Genomic DNA, 16489 nt, shown 5'->3' with positions numbered 1-16489 from the left:
CGGGGCCAGACGGCGGCCATCAATTATCGCCGGGGAGCAAGATGAAGTGCTGCGGCTCCCCAACCCGTGACCCCGATCCGGCTGGTTCACCATGCCCCCGGTGCCCCCGGCCTGCGTTGGCTGGGCCTCGGGCCGGATCTGCGCCCCAGTCGGGCCCTGCTCAAGCTGCAACGGCTGTTCGATCGCCACGCCTTCTGGGCCCGCGGCCGCAGCTTTGCTCAGCTGCGGAGGTTGCTGGCCGGTAGCGATGCCGTGGTGAGCCTCTGGCGCGGCAAGCGGCTGGTGGGCTTCGGCCGAGCCACCTCCGATGGCTTCAGCCGAGCTGTGCTCTGGGACATCGTGGTGGCCGGCGATCTGCAGGGCCATGGCCTCGGCCGCCGGGTGATCGAAGAACTGCTCCACACCCCGCCTGTGGTGGGCGTGGAACGGGTGTATCTGATGACCACCAAGAGCGCCGGCTTCTACCGGCAACTGGGCTTCCAGGATGCGAACCCCCAGCAGCTGATGGTGCTGCGCCGCTGAGGCATCTCAATCCGGTCAGGCCCGGTACGATCCGGATCCGTCAGATCAGCCGATGCCCCGGTCCGCGTCCCAGTCCCCTGACGACGCCCTGCAGGGCAATCTGTTCGGGGCGCCTGAGCCGGCCGCACCGACTGCACCCACCAGCGAACCTGAGGCGGCCAGCCACGATCTCAGCGACGACGAGCTCGGCGCCGATGCCGCCGCCAGGCCCCGCCAGCGACAGGCCACGGCAAGCGAGGCCAGCAGCGACTCCCCGGCTGCAAACGATTCCGAACCCAGCAGCGACGCACCGGCCTGGGCCCACCACAGCCAGCTGGACCCGCTGCAGCTCACACCGATGCTGCGCCACTACGTGGAGCTCAAGGCCGCCCATCCCGAGCGGGTGCTGCTCTACCGCCTGGGCGACTTCTTCGAGTGCTTCTTCGAAGACGCGATCGAACTCTCCCGGGTGCTGGAGCTCACCCTCACCGGCAAGGAAGGCGGCAAGGCGATTGGGCGGGTACCGATGGCGGGCATCCCTCACCACGCCGCCGAGCGCTACTGCGCTGAACTGATCAAGCAGGGCTACAGCGTGGCCCTTTGCGATCAACTCGAGACCACCCCCACCAAGGGCGCCCTGCTCAAGCGGGACATCACCCGGGTGCTGACCCCCGGCACCGTGTTGGAGGAGGGCATGCTCAGCGCCCGCCGCAACAACTGGCTGGCGGCTGTGGTGGTGGAGCCGGCCCAGGGAAAACAACCGCTGCGCTGGGGCCTGGCCAGCGCCGATGTGAGCACCGGCGAGGTGCAGGTGATGCAACGGGAAGACAGCAGCGACTTGCACCAGCAGCTGGCCCAGCAGGAGGCCTCCGAACTGCTCTGGGCGGCCGCTCTCGATGCTGAGCGGCCGGCCTGGTGTCCTGAACGGCTGCGGCTGACGCCAATGGCCAGCACCCCCTTCAGCCCAGCAGAGGCGGAGCGCACCCTGCAGCAGCACTACGGCCTCAGCAGCCTGGATGGCCTCGGCCTGCCGGAGCACCCCCTGGCCCTGCAGGCCCTCGGTGGCCTGCTGCGCTACCTGCAGGACACCCAACCCCTGGAGGAGGACACCCGCATTCCCCTGGAGGTGCCAACGATCGTGCACCGCGGCGATGCCCTGGTGCTGGATGCTCAGACCCGCCGCAACCTCGAGCTCACCGCCACCCAGCGGGACAACCAGTTGCAGGGATCGTTGCTCTGGGCGATCGATCGCACCCTCACCGCCATGGGCGGCCGTTGCCTTCGCCGCTGGCTGGAAGCACCGTTGATGGACCGTCAGGCGATTGAGCAGCGCCAGGATCTGGTGAGCAACCTGGTGGGTGAACGCAGCCTGCGGCTGGCGATCCGCCAGCTGTTGCGGCCGATGGGCGACCTGGAGCGACTCGCTGGCCGGGCCGGAGCGGGCCATGCCGGTGCCCGCGATCTGGTGGCCATCGCCGATGGCCTGGAACGCTTACCCCAGCTCACCGCTCGGCTGGGCTCTGCGATCAGCGCAGGGCCGGAGTGGTTGCAGCAGTTGCTCAGCCCCGATCCAGCCCTGGCGGAGCTGGCCCAAACGATTCGCCACAAGCTGGTGGAGGCCCCACCGCTCTCCCTCTCCGAGGGCGACCTGATCCATGACGGCGTCGACCCGCTGCTGGATGGGCTGCGCAACCAGCTGGACGATCAGGACGCCTGGCTCAGCCACCAGGAGCAGCAGGAGCGCCAACGCAGTGGCATCAGCACCTTGAAGCTGCAGCACCACCGCACCTTCGGCTACTTCCTGGCGGTGAGCAAAGCCAAGGCCACCGCCGTGCCGGACCACTGGATCCGGCGCCAGACCCTGGCCAACGAAGAACGGTTCATCACCCCCGATCTCAAGGAGCGGGAGGGTCGCATCTTCCAGCTGCGGGCCCGGGCTTGCCAGCGGGAATACGAGCTGTTCTGCCAACTGCGCGAGCAGGTGGGGGCCATGGCCGCCCCAATCCGCCAGGCGGCCCGCGCCGTTGCTGCCCTCGATGCCCTCACCGGCCTGGCCGATGTGGCCGCCAGCGGTGGCTACTGCGCACCAACCATCATCGACGGCCGGGGGCTGCAGCTGGAGGCCAGCCGTCATCCGGTGGTGGAGCAGCGGCTGGTGGAAACCGCCTTCACCCCCAATGATGTGCAGCTGGGTGCGGGCACCGACCTGGTGGTGCTCACAGGCCCCAACGCCAGTGGCAAAAGCTGCTATCTGCGCCAGATCGGCCTGATCCAGTTGATGGCTCAAATCGGCAGCTGGGTGCCGGCCCGCTCCGCCACAGTCGGCATCGCCGATCGGATCTTCACCCGGGTGGGTGCCGTGGATGATCTGGCCGCCGGCCAGTCCACCTTCATGGTGGAGATGGCCGAAACCGCCAACATCCTTCACCACGCCAGCGATCGTTCCCTGGTGCTGCTCGATGAGATCGGGCGGGGCACCGCCACCTTCGATGGTCTCTCGATCGCCTGGGCCGTGAGCGAGCACCTGGCGGGCGACCTGGGCAGCCGCACGGTGTTCGCCACCCACTATCACGAGCTCAACAACCTAGCCGCCGAACGCGACAACGTGGCCAACTTCCAGGTGCTGGTGGAGGAGACCGGTGAAGATCTGGTCTTCCTCCATCAGGTGCAGGCCGGCGGCGCCAGCCGCAGCTACGGCATCGAAGCGGCACGCCTGGCCGGCGTTCCCAAGCCCGTGGTTCAACGGGCCCGTCAGGTGCTCGATCAGTTGGCGGCCTGAAGCCTCAAGCCGACGGCAAAGCCCGCATCAGGCTGCCCATCTCCAGGGCTTCCAGCCCGTAGCTCCAGCCGAGATTGCTCTTGATGCCCGCCCGCTCCAGGGCCTGCTGCATCGTGTCGGTGGTCAACACGCCGAAGATCACCGGTACGGACGTGTCGCGCGCCACCGCAGCCACGCCCTTGCTGGCCTCCGCCACCACCACATCGAAATGGGGCGTGTCGCCGCGGATCACAGCACCCAGGGTGATCAGCACCTGGTACTGACCAGAGCGGGCCATCTGCTGGGCCACGATCGGCAGTTCGAACGAACCCGGCACCCAGGCCACGTCCAGCTGGGAGCTGGTCTCCGACACATCCACGCCGTGACGCTTGAGGCAGTCGAGACAACCGCTCAGCAGCTTGGCGGTGACCAGATCATTGAAACGGGCCACGACGATACCGACGCGCAGTCCGGCTGCGTCAGAGAAACGTCCTTCAAACGTGGCCATTGGGAAGGTGCCGACTGAATCTCAGCCATCGTGGCACCCGCCAGGTTCTGCCTGAGGCTGAGCTCAGACGACGAAGAAGCTCACACCCCAGTTCAGCAGCACCAGTGCCACCCACACAGCACTGCCCAACAGGATCAGACGGTTGGAGCGGCCGCTGTCCTCACTGGAGGCATACAGCACCGGCACCGCAACGATCAAAGCGAAGGACGCCACCACCAGGGCCAGAACGGTCAGCGTGTTGATGAACTGCATGGAGCTGGAAGTCAGGAGTCGATTTTCACACGAGAGCTGTTGCTCCCGCGAGCGAGCGGAGCACTCTTCACACCATGAAGGGGAAGAGGCCTCCGCTCAGCGGAGATTCAGGTTCAAACGCGGGTCGCGACAGCGCTGCCGAGGGCATCACGCAGACCACGAACAACGGCCAGCATCGCCAGCTCATCCTGGAGGCGGTTCACGGCTGAACCGACGCCCACACCGGCCGCACCGGCAGCGATGGCCATCGGCAGCGTCACCGCCGACAGACCCGAAGCACAGAGAACCGGCACATCGACAGCGCGGCTGATGCTGTGGGCGGCCGCCAGGGTGGGGGCAGCCTTCTCAATCAGGCCCAGGTGGCCAGCACTGAAGGGCTTGGCACTGGTGCCGCCCTCGGTTTGGATCAGATCCGCACCGGCAGCCACCAGATCGATGGCCAGCTGCTCCTGCTCATCCATCGGCAACACGTGGGGCACGGTGACGCTCAAGACCACGTTGGGCAGCAGTTGGCGGGTGCGGCGGGTGAGCTCCAGCACCTCAGCCTCATCAAAGATCCGGCCCTCGGGATAGAAGGCGTCGTAGTTGCCGATCTCCACCATCAGCGCACCGGCTTCCACCGCCGCGGGGAACTGCTCAGGCTCCACCGACGACACGCACACGGGCACACCACCGGAGGCCTCGATCGCCAGACGCACCAGGGCGGGGTCACAGGCCACGTCGATCAGATCAGCACCGCCACGCCCGGCGGCACGGGCGACCCGCTCCACACTGGCGGCATCGAAATTCATCAGGCCAGCGATCACCTTGAGCGCAGAGCGCTGGTCAAGGCTGCGCTGCAGAGAAACGGGCAGCTGCTGAAGACGGGTCATGGGGGACTGGACAGCGATCCCCTGATTCTCACACCGTGGGGGAAACGCACCCCTCCTTTTTGGGCTGGACGTCCTGGCATGACCGCCTGCACCGGCGCCTGCTGATGCAGCCGCAGCTGCTGCCCCAGGGCAGCTCCCTGCTGCTGGCGGTGTCCGGCGGACAGGACTCCATGGCTCTGCTGGCGTTGCTGCAGGATCTGGCGCCCTTGCATGGCTGGATCCTGAGCCTCTGGCACGGCGACCACCGCTGGCACGACAACTCCAGCCGAATCGCCGCGGAACTGAGCAGCTGGTGCCAGCAGCGGCAGCTCCCCCTGCTGGTGGACCAGGCAGCGGCTGGAGACGTGCCCAGCGAAGCCAAGGCCCGGCAGTGGCGTTACGAACGACTGGAACAACGGGGCCGCCAAGCAGGCGCCGATGTGGTGACGGGCCACACCGCCAGCGACCGGGCCGAAACGATGTTGCTGCAGCTGGCCCGCGGCAGCGACCTGGCCGGCCTGGCGGCCCTGCCCAGCGTCCGCCGCCTCAGCCCGGAAGGGCCCCTCCTGCGCCGGCCGCTGCTGCACCTGCAGCGCCACGACACCCTCCAGATCTGCCGGGACCTGGCCCTGCCGATCTGGGAGGACCCCAGCAACCAATCCCCCGAGTTCGCCCGCAACCGGATCCGCCAGGAGGTGCTGCCGGTGCTGGAGGCGTTGCATCCAGGCAGCACGCAGCGAATGAGCGATCTGGCCGAACGGGTGTCCCAGGTGCGGGACAGTCAGACGGAACTCAGCCAGATGGCGCTGGAGCTTCTGCAAACCGCTGCCGGCCTGGACCGCCGCGGCCTGGGGGCGTTGAGCTCAGCCAGCCGCCGCCTGCTGCTGGCGCAGTGGCTGCAACAGCAGGGGGTGCCAGCCCTGCCGGCCAGCCAGCTGGACGAGCTCAGCAGGCGACTGGAAGGGGGTGCCCCCGGCGGTGCGGCCGACCTTGCCGGGGGCTGGCAACTCAGCTGGAGGGCGGGTGAACTGGTGCTGCAGCAGCGCGCAGCAGAGCGTTGACCGCCGCGGCCACCAGACCCGCTCCACCTCTGCTGCTCTCCAAACGGATCTGGGCCAGGCCACTGGCCGCCAGATGCTTCTTGCTTTCGGCAACCCCCACAAAACCCACCGGCATGCCGATCACCAGGCTGGGGGCTGGAGCACCGGCGGCCACCTGCTGCAACAGCACCTCAAGGGCGGTTGGCGCACTGCCGATCAGCACCACCGGAGCCGGTGACGCCGCCGCGAGCGCGCGCCAGGCCTGCTCCATGCCCGCCGCCGTGCGCGTTGAACCCGCCGGCGCCGCCTTAGGTGCCCACTCCAGCACCGTGTGCACCGCACTGCCGAGGGTGCGTTGGGCCATCGGGGCCACCGCCGCCGCCGCCATCGCGGTGTCCGTCAGGATCGGCGCCCCCTGCTTCAGCGCTGCCAAACCCTGCTCACAGGCCCCCTCGCTGAACCGCAGCAGTGTTCCCAACGAGAGATCACCGCTGCTGTGCACCAGCCGTTCCAGCACCTGCTGTTGCAGCGGCGGCAGGCCCGTGTCCCCCAGTGCCGCCCGGATCCGCCGGATGCTTTCGGTGAAGATCGGGTGGTCCTGGGCCATCCACGCCATCATCGACCCATGCCGATCCATCTGCTCTGGGGTGATGACGCCGCTGCGCGGGACCGGGCCATCGATGCCCTTATCGGCAAGGTTGTCGACCCCAGCTGGAGCAGCCTCAACCTCAGCCGCCTGGATGGGGCCGACGCTGGTCAGGCCCTGCAGGCCCTCGAGGAGGCCCGCACCCCTCCCTTCGCCACGGGCGAACGGCTGGTGCTGCTGCAGCGCAGTCCGTTCTGCAATGGCTGCCCAAGCGAGCTGGCCGACCGGTTTGAGGCCGCCCTCGAGCTCATCCCCGACAGCAGCCACCTGGTGCTGGTGAACCCGGCCAAACCCGATGGTCGCCTGCGCACCACCAAAGCCCTGCAGAAACGGATCAAAAGCGGGCTCGATCAGGAGCAGAGCTTTCCACTACCGGCCGCCTGGGATGGCAACGGCCAGCGCCAGCTGGTGCAACGCACGGCCGAAGCCCTGGGCCTGAAGGTGGAGCCGGATGCCATCGATGCCCTGGTGGAGGCCATCGGCACCGACAGCGCCCGGTTGGAATCGGAACTGCGCAAGCTTTCCCTGCGGGACACCAGCATTTCCGCCGCACGGGTGCAGGAGCTGGTGGGAGGACGCTCCACCAACGCCCTGGCCGTGGGCGACGCCCTGCTGGAGGGCAACCCCGGCGAGGCGATCGCCCGCTGGGATGCCCTGATAGAAGCCGGGGAACCAGCCCTGCGCATTGTGGCCACCCTCACCGGTCAGATCCGCGGCTGGCTCTGGGTGAGCCTGCTGGAACAGCAGGGGGAACGGGATGTGGCGGTGATCGCCAAAGCCGCTGGGATCGGTAACCCCAAACGCATCTACGTGATGCGGAAGCAGCTGCAGGGTCGTCCGCCCAAGCGCTTTCTCTCGCTGCTCGGCCGTCTCCTGGAGGTGGAAGCCCGACTGAAACGCGGCGCTCAACCGGGCGACGCCTTCCGCGACGGCCTGCTGGGCTGATCGCTGCCCGCCAGGTGAGAAAATCCAGCGTTGCTGAAGCCCGGTCCATGGCCCTCCTGGTGCAGAAATTCGGGGGCACCTCCGTCGGCAGCGTGGAACGCATCAAGGCGGTGGCTGATCGGATCGGACGTTGCCGGGAGGAGGGGCACGACGTGGTTGTGGTGGTCTCCGCCATGGGCCACACCACCGATGAATTGACCGGTCTGGCCAACGCCATCACCTCCGCTCCCACCCAGCGGGAGATGGACATGCTGCTGGCCAGTGGCGAACAGGTGTCGATCGCCTTGCTGGCGATGGCCTTGAACGCCCAGGGGGTCAGTGCGACGTCGATGACCGGTCCACAGGTGGGCATCGCCACGGAATCCACCCATGGCCGGGCCCGAATCCTCGGGATTCGCACCGACCGAATCCGCAACCGCCTCGCGGCTGGCCAGGTGGTGGTGGTGGCCGGTTTCCAGGGCACCACCACCAGCAGCGATGGCCTCAACGAAATCACCACCCTCGGGCGCGGGGGCTCCGACACCTCCGCTGTCGCCCTGGCGGCGGCCCTGGGTGCCGATGCCTGCGAGATCTACACCGACGTTCCAGGTGTGCTCAGCACCGATCCGCGCAAGGTGTCCGATGCCCAGCTGATGGAGACGATCAGCTGCGACGAAATGCTGGAACTCGCCAGCCTTGGGGCCTCCGTGCTGCATCCCAGGGCCGTTGAGATCGCCCGCAACTACGGCGTAAACCTTGTGGTGCGCTCCAGTTGGAGCGATGCCCCCGGCACCCGGATCACCAGCCGTTCAGCCCGTCCGATCAGCAGCAGTGGCCTCGAGCTCGGCAGCCCTGTGGATGGGATGGAGGAAGTGGACGGACAGGCCGTGGTCGCCCTCTCCCAGATTCCCGATCAGCCTGGGATTGCCGCACGCCTGTTTGAAACCCTCTCCGAGGCCGGAATCAATGTGGACCTGATCATTCAGGCCACCCATGAGGGCAACAGCAACGACATCACCTTCACGGTGGCGGAAGCGGATCTCGAGCTGGCCCGCGCTGTAAGCCAGAAGGTTCTGGATCAACTGGGCGGCGATCTGGCATCCGAAGCAGGGCTGACGAAGCTGAGTATCAGCGGGGCCGGAATCATGGGGCGCCCTGGCATTGCCGCCGGCCTGTTCAACTGCCTGTGTCAGCAGGGCATCAATCTGCGCCTGATCGCCACCAGTGAGGTGAAGGTGAGCTGCGTGATCGACTCCGGCGCCGGCAGCAAGGCGGTTCAAGCCGTGCAAGAGGCCTTCGCCCTGGAGGACTCGCAAATCCGCATCAATCCCACCGACAACGGCAGCGGGGAACCAGAAGTGCGCGGCGTCGCCCTCGACCGCGACCAGGTGCAACTGAGTGTTCGCCACGTGCCCGATCGACCCGGCACCGCAGCGGCGCTGTGTTCAGCCCTGGCAGACAACAGCATCAGCCTCGATGCGATCGTTCAATCGGAACGTCAGCACAGCGACGGATCGCGGGACATCACCTTCATCCTGCGCAAGGACGACCGTACCCGCGCCGATGTGGCCCTGGCCCCCCTGCTGGCCCAGTGGACCGGTGCCGCCCTTGAAGACGGCGAGGCTATTGCCCGGGTGAGTGCCGTCGGCGCTGGGATGCCGGCAACGCCAGGGACGGCAGGGCGCATGTTCCGTGCGCTGGCGGATGCAGGCATCAACATCGGCCTGATCGCTACCAGCGAAATCAGAACCAGCTGTGTGGTGGCCGAAGATGCTGGCGTTCAGGCACTCCAGGTGGTGCACGCCGGATTCGGACTGGGAGGTGAAGAACGTCACACCGCCCAAGGCACCGCTTCACCGCACGACCCCGACTAACGGTCTACAACGGGGGGACTGGCCCCCCAACGCGTGGACGCCGATTTCGAGCAGCACTACCAAGCCGCGGAACGGGCCTATGGCCTTGGGGACTACGCCGAGGCCCACGCCCTCGCCTCAGCGTTGTGCGATCAACTCGAAAGCGCATCAGACAAGCACGACCCAAGCCTTGTCTTGGGCTGGCGGGCGGTGGTGTCGCTGCTCCTGGGTCACATCCAGCTGCATGGGCTCCAGCAACCGGAGCAAGCCGCCATCTCCTACGAACGGGTGCTGCTGGGTGACGTGGACGCCACCATCGCAGCCCTCGCGGAACAGGGGCTGCAGCGCTGCCGATCAGAAGACATGGCCAGCGAAGCAGGTTCGACGCCCGCAACCAGTGGCGCCATCTCAGATCTGCTCAAGGATCCCTTCCTGAGCAACGATCCCGATCAAACCAGGCCAGCACCAGTTGATGCGATCACCGCGATGCCGTGGTTGTCCGGTGATGCGGAACCCCGGGCCATGCCGACTCCGGATCCCTCTGCTCCTCTGACTCCTCTCCCGGCTCCTGTGCAAAGCCCAGAGCCAACGCTCACCCCAGAAGCCAATTCAGACGTGGCAATGGCAAACCAGGAACCAGAACCCACTGCAGAAGAACCACCCCTCGACACCATCGAGCCAGCGCCCCAACCCCAGGAGCCTGCAGGCACCAAGCTTTTGGAACACTCATGGCTCCGCGTTCAACTCCAGCCTGAAACCAAAAGCCCCACCAACTCCGTGGAGCCGATGGGACTGATCGAAAGGATCAAAGGGGTCTTCGCCCGCTCAGCTGGCCGCTGAACGACGACGACGGGTGCGGCCTGCAGGCATCTCTGGCTCCGGGGCAGGGGCTGCCTTTTCAGCCACCGGTTGAGGAGCCACTTTCTCCACCACTGCGGTGGCCGCCACTGCACGCACAGGGGCAGGGGTGGCCGAGCCAGAGCGACCATTGCCCTGATTGTTCCGCACCGGAGCGGGGGTTCCACCGCCACCGCCGTTGCGACGGCCATAGGGAGAGCCACCGCCACGGCCACCGCGACCGCGGGGAGCCGGACGGTCATCGGGCTCAGCATCGGCACGGCCCTTGTAGACCGGTGTGCCACCAGGGGCAGGCTGCACCAGACAGAGGATCAGGGGCTCCACCTGCAGTTCACGGCGCATCCGGCGACCAAGGCCCACCTCCACTTCACGCTGCACACCCATCCAGTCCACCTCCGGTGCCTTGCCACCGGTGTTGCGGCAGAGCTGCTTCCAGCGGTTTTCAAGCACCCACTTGATTTCGCGCTCCACCCACAACGACATCTTGCGGGCATCGGCTGTGGTGACCACACCCCGCAGATTCACCCGCGGCGGAGCCACCATGGCGCCATCGGTGCTGATGGCAGCGAGGATCGTCACCACGCCGTCTTCCGCCAGCTGCTGGCGTTCCTTCAGCACCCGGGCATCGACGATGCCGTTGCGGGATTGATCCAGCAGCTCAATGCCTGCCTTCACCGCATCGCCCTTACGGATCGAATCCGGGGTGAGCTCCACCACATCACCGTTATCGATGATCAGGGTGTTATCGACCGGAACCCCCATCGAATGACCGGTGCGGGAGTGCTGCACCAGCATCCGGTGCTCACCGTGCACCGGCACGAAGAACTTGGGCCGGGTGAGGGCCAGCATCAGTTTCTGGTCTTCCTGGAAGCCATGGCCGGAAACGTGAATGCCTTCGCCCTTGCCGTACACGACCTTGGCGCCCAGCATCATCAGCTTGTCGATGGTGTTCACCACGGAGATGGTGTTTCCGGGGATCGGACTGGCCGAGAAGATGATCGTGTCGGTGGTCTTCACCTTCACCTGGGGATGCTCACCGCGGGAAATGCGGCTCAGGGCAGCCAGCGGCTCACCCTGGCTACCGGTCATCAGCAGCAGGGTTTCGCGATCGGGCACATCGTTGATCTGCTTGATCGGCACAAACAGTTCATCCGGCGCGCGCATGTAGCCCAGTTCCCGCGCCTTGGCGATCACGTTGAGCATCGAGCGGCCCAGCAGCCCCACCTTGCGGCCGTTCTTCAGGGCCAGCTCCAGAATCATCGACACGCGATGAATCGAGCTGGCGAAGGTGGTGACGATCACCCGCCCTTCGGCATTGGCGATGTGGCGATCCAGGTTGGGGAACACCGAGCGCTCCGGCGGGCAGAAGCCAGGAACCTCGGAGTTGGTGGAATCGCTGAACAGACAGAGAACGCCCTTGTCGCCGTGGTGGGCAAGGCGGGCCATGTCGAAGTTTTCGCCGTCGACCGGGGTGTGGTCGAACTTGAAGTCACCCGTAAAAATCACGGTTCCCACCGGTGTGGAGATGGCCAGCGAGAAGCTGTCGGCCATCGAGTGGGTGTTGCGGATGAACTCCACAGAGAAGTGCTGACCCACCTTCACCACATCGCGCGGACCGACGGTCTGCAGGGTGGTGCGGTCGCGGACACCGGCCTCATCCATCTTGCCGGTGAGCATCGAGAGGGCCAGCCGCGGGCCGTAGATCACCGGAATGTTGAAGTGCTTGAGGTGATGGGCGATGCCACCGATGTGGTCTTCATGACCATGGGTGACGATCATGCCGCGGATCCGCTTCTGGTTCTCGCGCAGGAAGCTGGTGTCGGGCAGCACCACATTCACCCCGTGCATGCCGTCGCTGGGGAAGGCCAGACCGGCATCCACCAGCATCAGGTCATCGCCGTACTCGAACACACAGGTGTTCTTGCCGATCTCGTGCAGGCCACCCAGGGGGATCACCCGAAGGCAGGGCTCCTGACCCTTGCTGGATCGTGCGTTGTTGGCCATGAAAACGATGTGTAAAAGAACGGGTTGCGTAAGCCGATAAGCCGGACCGAACTAGGTCTGACGGAGGGCGGCCATGGCGTTGGAAAGCGAACGTTTCATGTCGTCAGAGAGGGGGCACAGGGGCGGACGGGGTGCACCGACAGACCAGCCATTGAGTTCCAGGGCAGCCTTGACAGGAATCGGATTGGTGGTGGCGAACAGGGCCTTGAACAGAGGAATCAACGCGTCGTGCAGGGCGAGTGCGGAGGCACCATCGCCGTTCAGATAGGCCTCGATCATGGCGCGGATCTCAGGGCCCGCCACATGGCTGCCCACACTCACCACGCCCACGGCACCCACCGCAAGCATCGGCAGGGTGAGGCCGTCGTCACCGCTGTAGATCGCCAACTGCGGACCACAGGCCAGCCGCAAGGCCGTGACCTCTTCCGTGGTGCCGCTGGCGGCCTTGAAACTCACCACGTTGGGGCAGTCCATCAGCCGGGCCACGGTGGCCGGGGCGATGCTGCAGCCGGTGCGCCCGGGGATGTTGTAAAGCATCAACGGCAGCTCAGGTGCCGCTTCAGCGATGGCTCGGAAATGGGCCTCCAGCCCCTCCTGGGGAGGCTTGTTGTAGTAGGGCACAACCACGAGAGCGCCATCGGCGCCGGCCGCCGACGCTTCCTTGGTGGCCTCCACCGCTTCCGCTGTGGAGTTGCTGCCCGTGCCCGCCAACACCTTGGCGTTATCGCCTACAGCATCACGCACTGCCTGCAGCAGTTGCAACTGCTCGTCCCAGCTGAGGGTCGGCGATTCACCGGTGGTGCCGCACACCAGCAATCCATCGGAGCCCTGTTCCACGAGGTGCCGGGCCAGGTTTGCGGCAACGCTGAGATCCACAGCACCGCTGGCATCAAAGGGGGTCACCATCGCGGTGACCACACGACCGAAGGGCGTTGGCGAGAGGGTGGCGGCCTGGGTCATCACTTCTGAATCAACAGTTCAGCGATCTGAACAGCATTAAGCGCCGCTCCCTTACGGATCTGGTCCCCACACAGCCAGAGTTCCAGAGCATTGGCATCACTAATGTCCTGACGGATCCGGCCGATCGCCACCGGGTCGCGACCGGTCACATCCGTCGGCATCGGGAAACGGTTCGCTGCCGGGTCGTCAATCAACTCCACACCGGGTGCAGCCGCGAGCAGCTCACGTGCTTCCTCCACCGGGAAGGGGGACTCGAACTCGATGTTCACCGCTTCCGAATGGGCCCGCAGCACGGGCACCCGCACGCAGGTGGCGGTGAAGCGCAGATCCGGCAGACCCATGATCTTGCGGGTCTCGTTGACCATCTTCATTTCTTCCTCGCAGTAGCTGTTGGCCTGCAGGGGAGAGTTGTGCAGAAAGAGGTTGAACGCCAGGGAGTAAGGCAGCACCTCTCCCTTCGGAGTGCCGCCATCCAGCACCGTCTGCGACAGGTTTTTCAGCTCCTCCATGGCCCGAGCACCGGCACCACTGGCGGACTGGTAGGTGCTCACCACCACCCGGCGCATCGCCCGCTTGGCCGCCAGAGGAGCCAAAGCCAGGGTGAGCAGGATCGTGGTGCAATTCGGGTTCGCGATCACGCCCTTGTGGGTAAGGGCCGCATCGGGATTCACCTCAGGCACCACAAGCGGCACACCGTCTTCCATTCGGAAGGCGCTGGAGTTGTCCACCATCACCGCACCGGCAGCGGTGATCGCCTCGCGCCACTGCTTTGAAACAGAACCACCGGCTGAGGCCAGCACCAGATCGACCCCTTCAAAGGATTGGGCCGAAACCTCTTCCACCGTGAGGGTGCGGCCGTTCCAGGTTTGGGTCTGGCCGGCCGAACGGGGCGACGCCAGCAGCTTCAGCTCGCCAACGGGGAAACGGCGCTCTTCAAGCAGCAGCAGCAGTTCCTGGCCAACAGCACCGCTGGCACCAAGAACAGCAACGTTGAGAGGGCGATTGGGAAGGGTCGAAGACAAGCGGTGGAGTGAACGATCTGAACGAAAACCCGTCGTTTCTCGAATCCGACATCACTGCGTAGAGAACGTGATGCCGACCTAGCGACGCGCTCAGCTTACCGATCCAGCCTGAATTCACCCGTTGCATAAAGTGCTGGGCTGCCCTTTCCCTTCCCCCATGAGCGCTGCAGCCCTGAAGGTGACCACCGAAGCCCGCCCCAGCAGCCGCCTGGCGGTGACGGTCACCGTTCCCGGGGAGCGCTGCAAGACGAGTTACGAAGACGCCATCACCAGCCTGAGCCGCAGCATCAACCTGCCGGGCTTCCGCAAGGGCAAGGTGCCGCGCACGGTGCTGGTGCAACAGCTGGGAGGCGTGCGGATCAAAGCCACGGCCCTGGAAAAGCTGATCGATAACGCCTGGCGTGACGCCATCCAGCAGGAATCGCTGGAACCAATCAGTCAGCCTGATCTGAGCAGTGGTTTCGATGGGCTGCTGGAGAGCTTTGAGCCCGGTAAGGAACTCACCTTCACCCTGGAAGCCGACGTCGCCCCCACGCCGAAGCTGAAAACCACCAAGGGCCTGAAAGCGGAATTCGAAACCGTCGCCTACGACGCCTCCCGGGTCGACGCGATGCTCGAAGACTCCCGCAAACAGATGGCCACGGTGGTCCCCGTGGAAGGTCGCGCCGCCCAGAACGGCGACATCGCTGTGCTCGGCTTCAAGGGCACCTACAGCGATGACGGCAGCGAGATCGAGGGCGGCAGTGCCGATTCGATGGATGTGGACCTGGAGAACGGCCGCATGATCCCCGGCTTCATCGAAGGGGTCATCGGCATGAAGGTCGGCGAGACCAAAACCGTGGATTGCCAGTTCCCCGACGACTACCCAAAGGAGGACGCCCGGGGACGCAAGGCCGCCTTCGCGATCGAACTGAAGGACCTCAAGACCCGCGAACTGCCCGAGCTGGACGACGCCTTCGCCAAGCAGGCCAGCGAACAGGAGACCCTGGCGGACCTGCGCAAGGACCTGGAGCAGCGCCTCAAGGACGACGCCGAACGCCGTCAGACCAGCAACCGCCGCGATGCCCTCGTCGCTGCGCTGGTGGAGCAGCTCGAGGTGGAGCTGCCGGAAGCCCTGATCCAACAGGAAAGCCGCAACCTGCTGGAGCAGACCGCAGCCCAGTTCGCTCAACAGGGCATGGATGTGAAGTCGCTGTTTACGCCCGACCTGGTGCGCAACCTGATGCAGAACTCCCGCCCCGAGGCCGAAGAGCGTCTGCGCCGCAGTTTTGCCCTCACCGCCCTGGCTGAAGCGGAAGACATCAAGCTCGACGACAAGGACGTGGACGCCAAAATCAGGGAGGTGAAGAAGGAGCTCTCCGCCGACGCCAAGATCGCTCCCGAGCGCCTGCGCCAGGCCGTGATGGACGACCTGATGCAGGACCGCCTGATGGGCTGGCTCGAGGAGAACAGCACCCTCACCGAAAAGGCCCCGGCCGCGGACGACAGCAAGGCTGAAGCCAAGAAAAAGCCCACCGCCAAGAAGGCCCCGACCAAAAGCAAGTCCAAGGCGGACGCCAAGGACTGAGCAACGCCCATAGATTGGCCCAACTTCACCGCCCGGATCGCGTGATCGACGCCCGCAGTCACCACCCCATCCAGAACCGCTGGCGGGCCGCCATGCCCGTCTCGGCGCCGGGGCCTCTGCCAACGGTTGTGGAACAGTCCGGTCGCGGCGACCGTGCCTTCGACATCTATTCCCGTCTGCTGCGGGAACGGATCATCTTCCTCGGCACTGGTGTGGATGACGCGGTTGCTGATGCCCTGGTGGCGCAGATGCTGTTCCTCGAAGCCGAGGATCCCGAAAAGGACATTCAGATCTACATCAACTCACCAGGCGGTTCGGTCACCGCTGGTCTGGCGATCTACGACACGATGCAGCAGGTGGCTCCAGATGTGGTGACCATCTGCTACGGCCTCGCCGCCAGCATGGGTGCCTTCCTGCTCTCCGGAGGCACTAAAGGCAAGCGTCTCGCCCTGCCCAATGCCCGGATCATGATTCACCAACCCCTCGGTGGCGCCCAGGGGCAGGCGGTGGACATCGAGATCCAAGCCAAGGAAATCCTCTACCTCAAGGAAACCCTGAATGGGCTGATGGCGGAGCACACCGGCCAACCGCTCGACAAGATCTCGGAAGACACCGACCGCGACTACTTCCTTTCTCCGGCAGAAGCGGTTGAATACGGCCTGATCGATCGCGTGGTGGACAGTTCCGGGGACGGAGGAATCATTACGGAGGGCTGACAGACGCCCTTCCGTTCTCGATCCTGTGT

The 16489-nt window shown here is 65.7% G+C and carries 15 protein-coding genes; 8 read left to right on the top strand and 7 right to left on the bottom strand.

Features of this window, described 5'->3' with window-relative positions; translation table 11 throughout:
- The first annotated feature begins 66 nt into the window (after positions 1–66).
- Together SynRS9902_RS00400 and mutS are read left to right on the top strand one after the other, a co-directional pair.
- Positions 67–522, top strand: coding sequence for a GNAT family N-acetyltransferase (locus SynRS9902_RS00400; protein WP_115009672.1), 456 nt, complete (start codon positions 67–69; stop codon positions 520–522).
- Between the two features lie 52 nt (positions 523–574).
- Positions 575–3280, top strand: a complete 2706-nt coding sequence (gene mutS, locus SynRS9902_RS00395; protein WP_186509560.1) for a DNA mismatch repair protein MutS — start codon at positions 575–577, stop codon at positions 3278–3280.
- A gap of 4 nt (positions 3281–3284) precedes the next feature.
- Here the strand turns inward: mutS and ribH are convergent, their stop codons facing one another.
- The 3 genes from ribH to SynRS9902_RS00380 all read right to left on the bottom strand — a co-directional run bounded on the left by ribH (position 3285) and on the right by SynRS9902_RS00380 (position 4891).
- Positions 3285–3767 carry a 6,7-dimethyl-8-ribityllumazine synthase gene (gene ribH / locus SynRS9902_RS00390; protein WP_115009674.1) on the bottom strand — a complete coding sequence of 161 codons (483 nt, stop codon included), beginning with the start codon at positions 3765–3767 and terminating at the stop codon, positions 3285–3287.
- Positions 3768–3830: 63 nt separating this feature from the next.
- Positions 3831–4019: a photosystem II reaction center protein PsbZ gene (psbZ, locus tag SynRS9902_RS00385; protein ID WP_006850156.1), complete on the bottom strand. Its 189-nt coding sequence runs from the start codon at positions 4017–4019 to the stop codon at positions 3831–3833.
- Positions 4020–4132: 113 nt separating this feature from the next.
- Positions 4133–4891 (bottom strand): DUF561 domain-containing protein, encoded by a 759-nt coding sequence (locus SynRS9902_RS00380; RefSeq protein WP_186509559.1) that lies wholly within the window; start codon positions 4889–4891, stop codon positions 4133–4135.
- A gap of 35 nt (positions 4892–4926) precedes the next feature.
- On the opposite strand from SynRS9902_RS00380, the gene tilS reads away from it, so the two are divergent.
- A complete protein-coding gene (gene tilS / locus SynRS9902_RS00375; RefSeq protein ID WP_255446157.1) occupies positions 4927–5931 on the top strand; it encodes a tRNA lysidine(34) synthetase TilS in 1005 nt (334 codons plus the stop codon).
- Here tilS and SynRS9902_RS00370 read toward each other — a convergent pair.
- Positions 5879–6526 carry a precorrin-8X methylmutase gene (locus SynRS9902_RS00370; protein WP_186510462.1) on the bottom strand — a complete coding sequence of 216 codons (648 nt, stop codon included), beginning with the start codon at positions 6524–6526 and terminating at the stop codon, positions 5879–5881. The two genes, tilS and SynRS9902_RS00370, sit on opposite strands and share 53 nt — an antisense overlap.
- 9 nt (positions 6527–6535) lie before the next feature.
- Here SynRS9902_RS00370 and holA point away from each other — a divergent pair, with 9 nt between their 5' ends.
- Genes holA through SynRS9902_RS00355 form a run of 3 tightly spaced genes read left to right on the top strand, consistent with a single transcriptional unit; the run spans position 6536 to position 10173 of the window.
- Complete coding sequence (holA, locus tag SynRS9902_RS00365) at positions 6536–7501, top strand: DNA polymerase III subunit delta (RefSeq protein WP_114988869.1); 966 nt, start codon at positions 6536–6538, stop codon at positions 7499–7501.
- 47 nt (positions 7502–7548) lie between these two features.
- A complete protein-coding gene (locus tag SynRS9902_RS00360) occupies positions 7549–9354 on the top strand; it encodes an aspartate kinase (protein ID WP_186509558.1) in 1806 nt (601 codons plus the stop codon).
- A 33-nt stretch (positions 9355–9387) separates the two neighbouring features.
- On the top strand, positions 9388–10173 hold the full coding sequence (locus SynRS9902_RS00355) for a hypothetical protein (RefSeq protein WP_186509557.1): 786 nt from the start codon (positions 9388–9390) through the stop codon (positions 10171–10173).
- Here SynRS9902_RS00355 and SynRS9902_RS00350 read toward each other — a convergent pair.
- The 3 genes from SynRS9902_RS00350 to SynRS9902_RS00340 are packed head-to-tail and all read right to left on the bottom strand — an operon-like array spanning position 10159 to position 14177.
- Positions 10159–12195, bottom strand: a complete 2037-nt coding sequence (locus tag SynRS9902_RS00350) for a ribonuclease J (RefSeq protein WP_186509556.1) — start codon at positions 12193–12195, stop codon at positions 10159–10161. The two genes, SynRS9902_RS00355 and SynRS9902_RS00350, sit on opposite strands and share 15 nt — an antisense overlap.
- 51 nt (positions 12196–12246) lie before the next feature.
- On the bottom strand, positions 12247–13155 hold the full coding sequence (gene dapA / locus SynRS9902_RS00345; protein WP_186509555.1) for a 4-hydroxy-tetrahydrodipicolinate synthase: 909 nt from the start codon (positions 13153–13155) through the stop codon (positions 12247–12249).
- Positions 13155–14177 carry an aspartate-semialdehyde dehydrogenase gene (locus tag SynRS9902_RS00340; RefSeq protein ID WP_186509554.1) on the bottom strand — a complete coding sequence of 341 codons (1023 nt, stop codon included), beginning with the start codon at positions 14175–14177 and terminating at the stop codon, positions 13155–13157. The genes dapA and SynRS9902_RS00340 overlap by 1 nt, the downstream gene beginning before the upstream one ends.
- A 157-nt stretch (positions 14178–14334) precedes the next feature.
- Here SynRS9902_RS00340 and tig point away from each other — a divergent pair, with 157 nt between their 5' ends.
- Together tig and clpP are read left to right on the top strand one after the other, a co-directional pair.
- Positions 14335–15744 (top strand): trigger factor, encoded by a 1410-nt coding sequence (gene tig, locus SynRS9902_RS00335; RefSeq protein WP_186509553.1) that lies wholly within the window; start codon positions 14335–14337, stop codon positions 15742–15744.
- A 41-nt stretch (positions 15745–15785) separates the two neighbouring features.
- Entirely contained in the window at positions 15786–16460 is a 675-nt protein-coding gene (clpP, locus tag SynRS9902_RS00330; RefSeq protein WP_186494226.1) for an ATP-dependent Clp endopeptidase proteolytic subunit ClpP, read from the top strand.
- Positions 16461–16489: the final 29 nt, after the last annotated feature.

It is taken from the genome of Synechococcus sp. RS9902, from assembly GCF_014279635.1.
Taxonomy (GTDB): Bacteria; Cyanobacteriota; Cyanobacteriia; order PCC-6307; family Cyanobiaceae; genus Parasynechococcus.
Note: the sequence above shows the minus strand (reverse complement) of the source record. Positions and strands in the feature narration are given on the sequence as shown.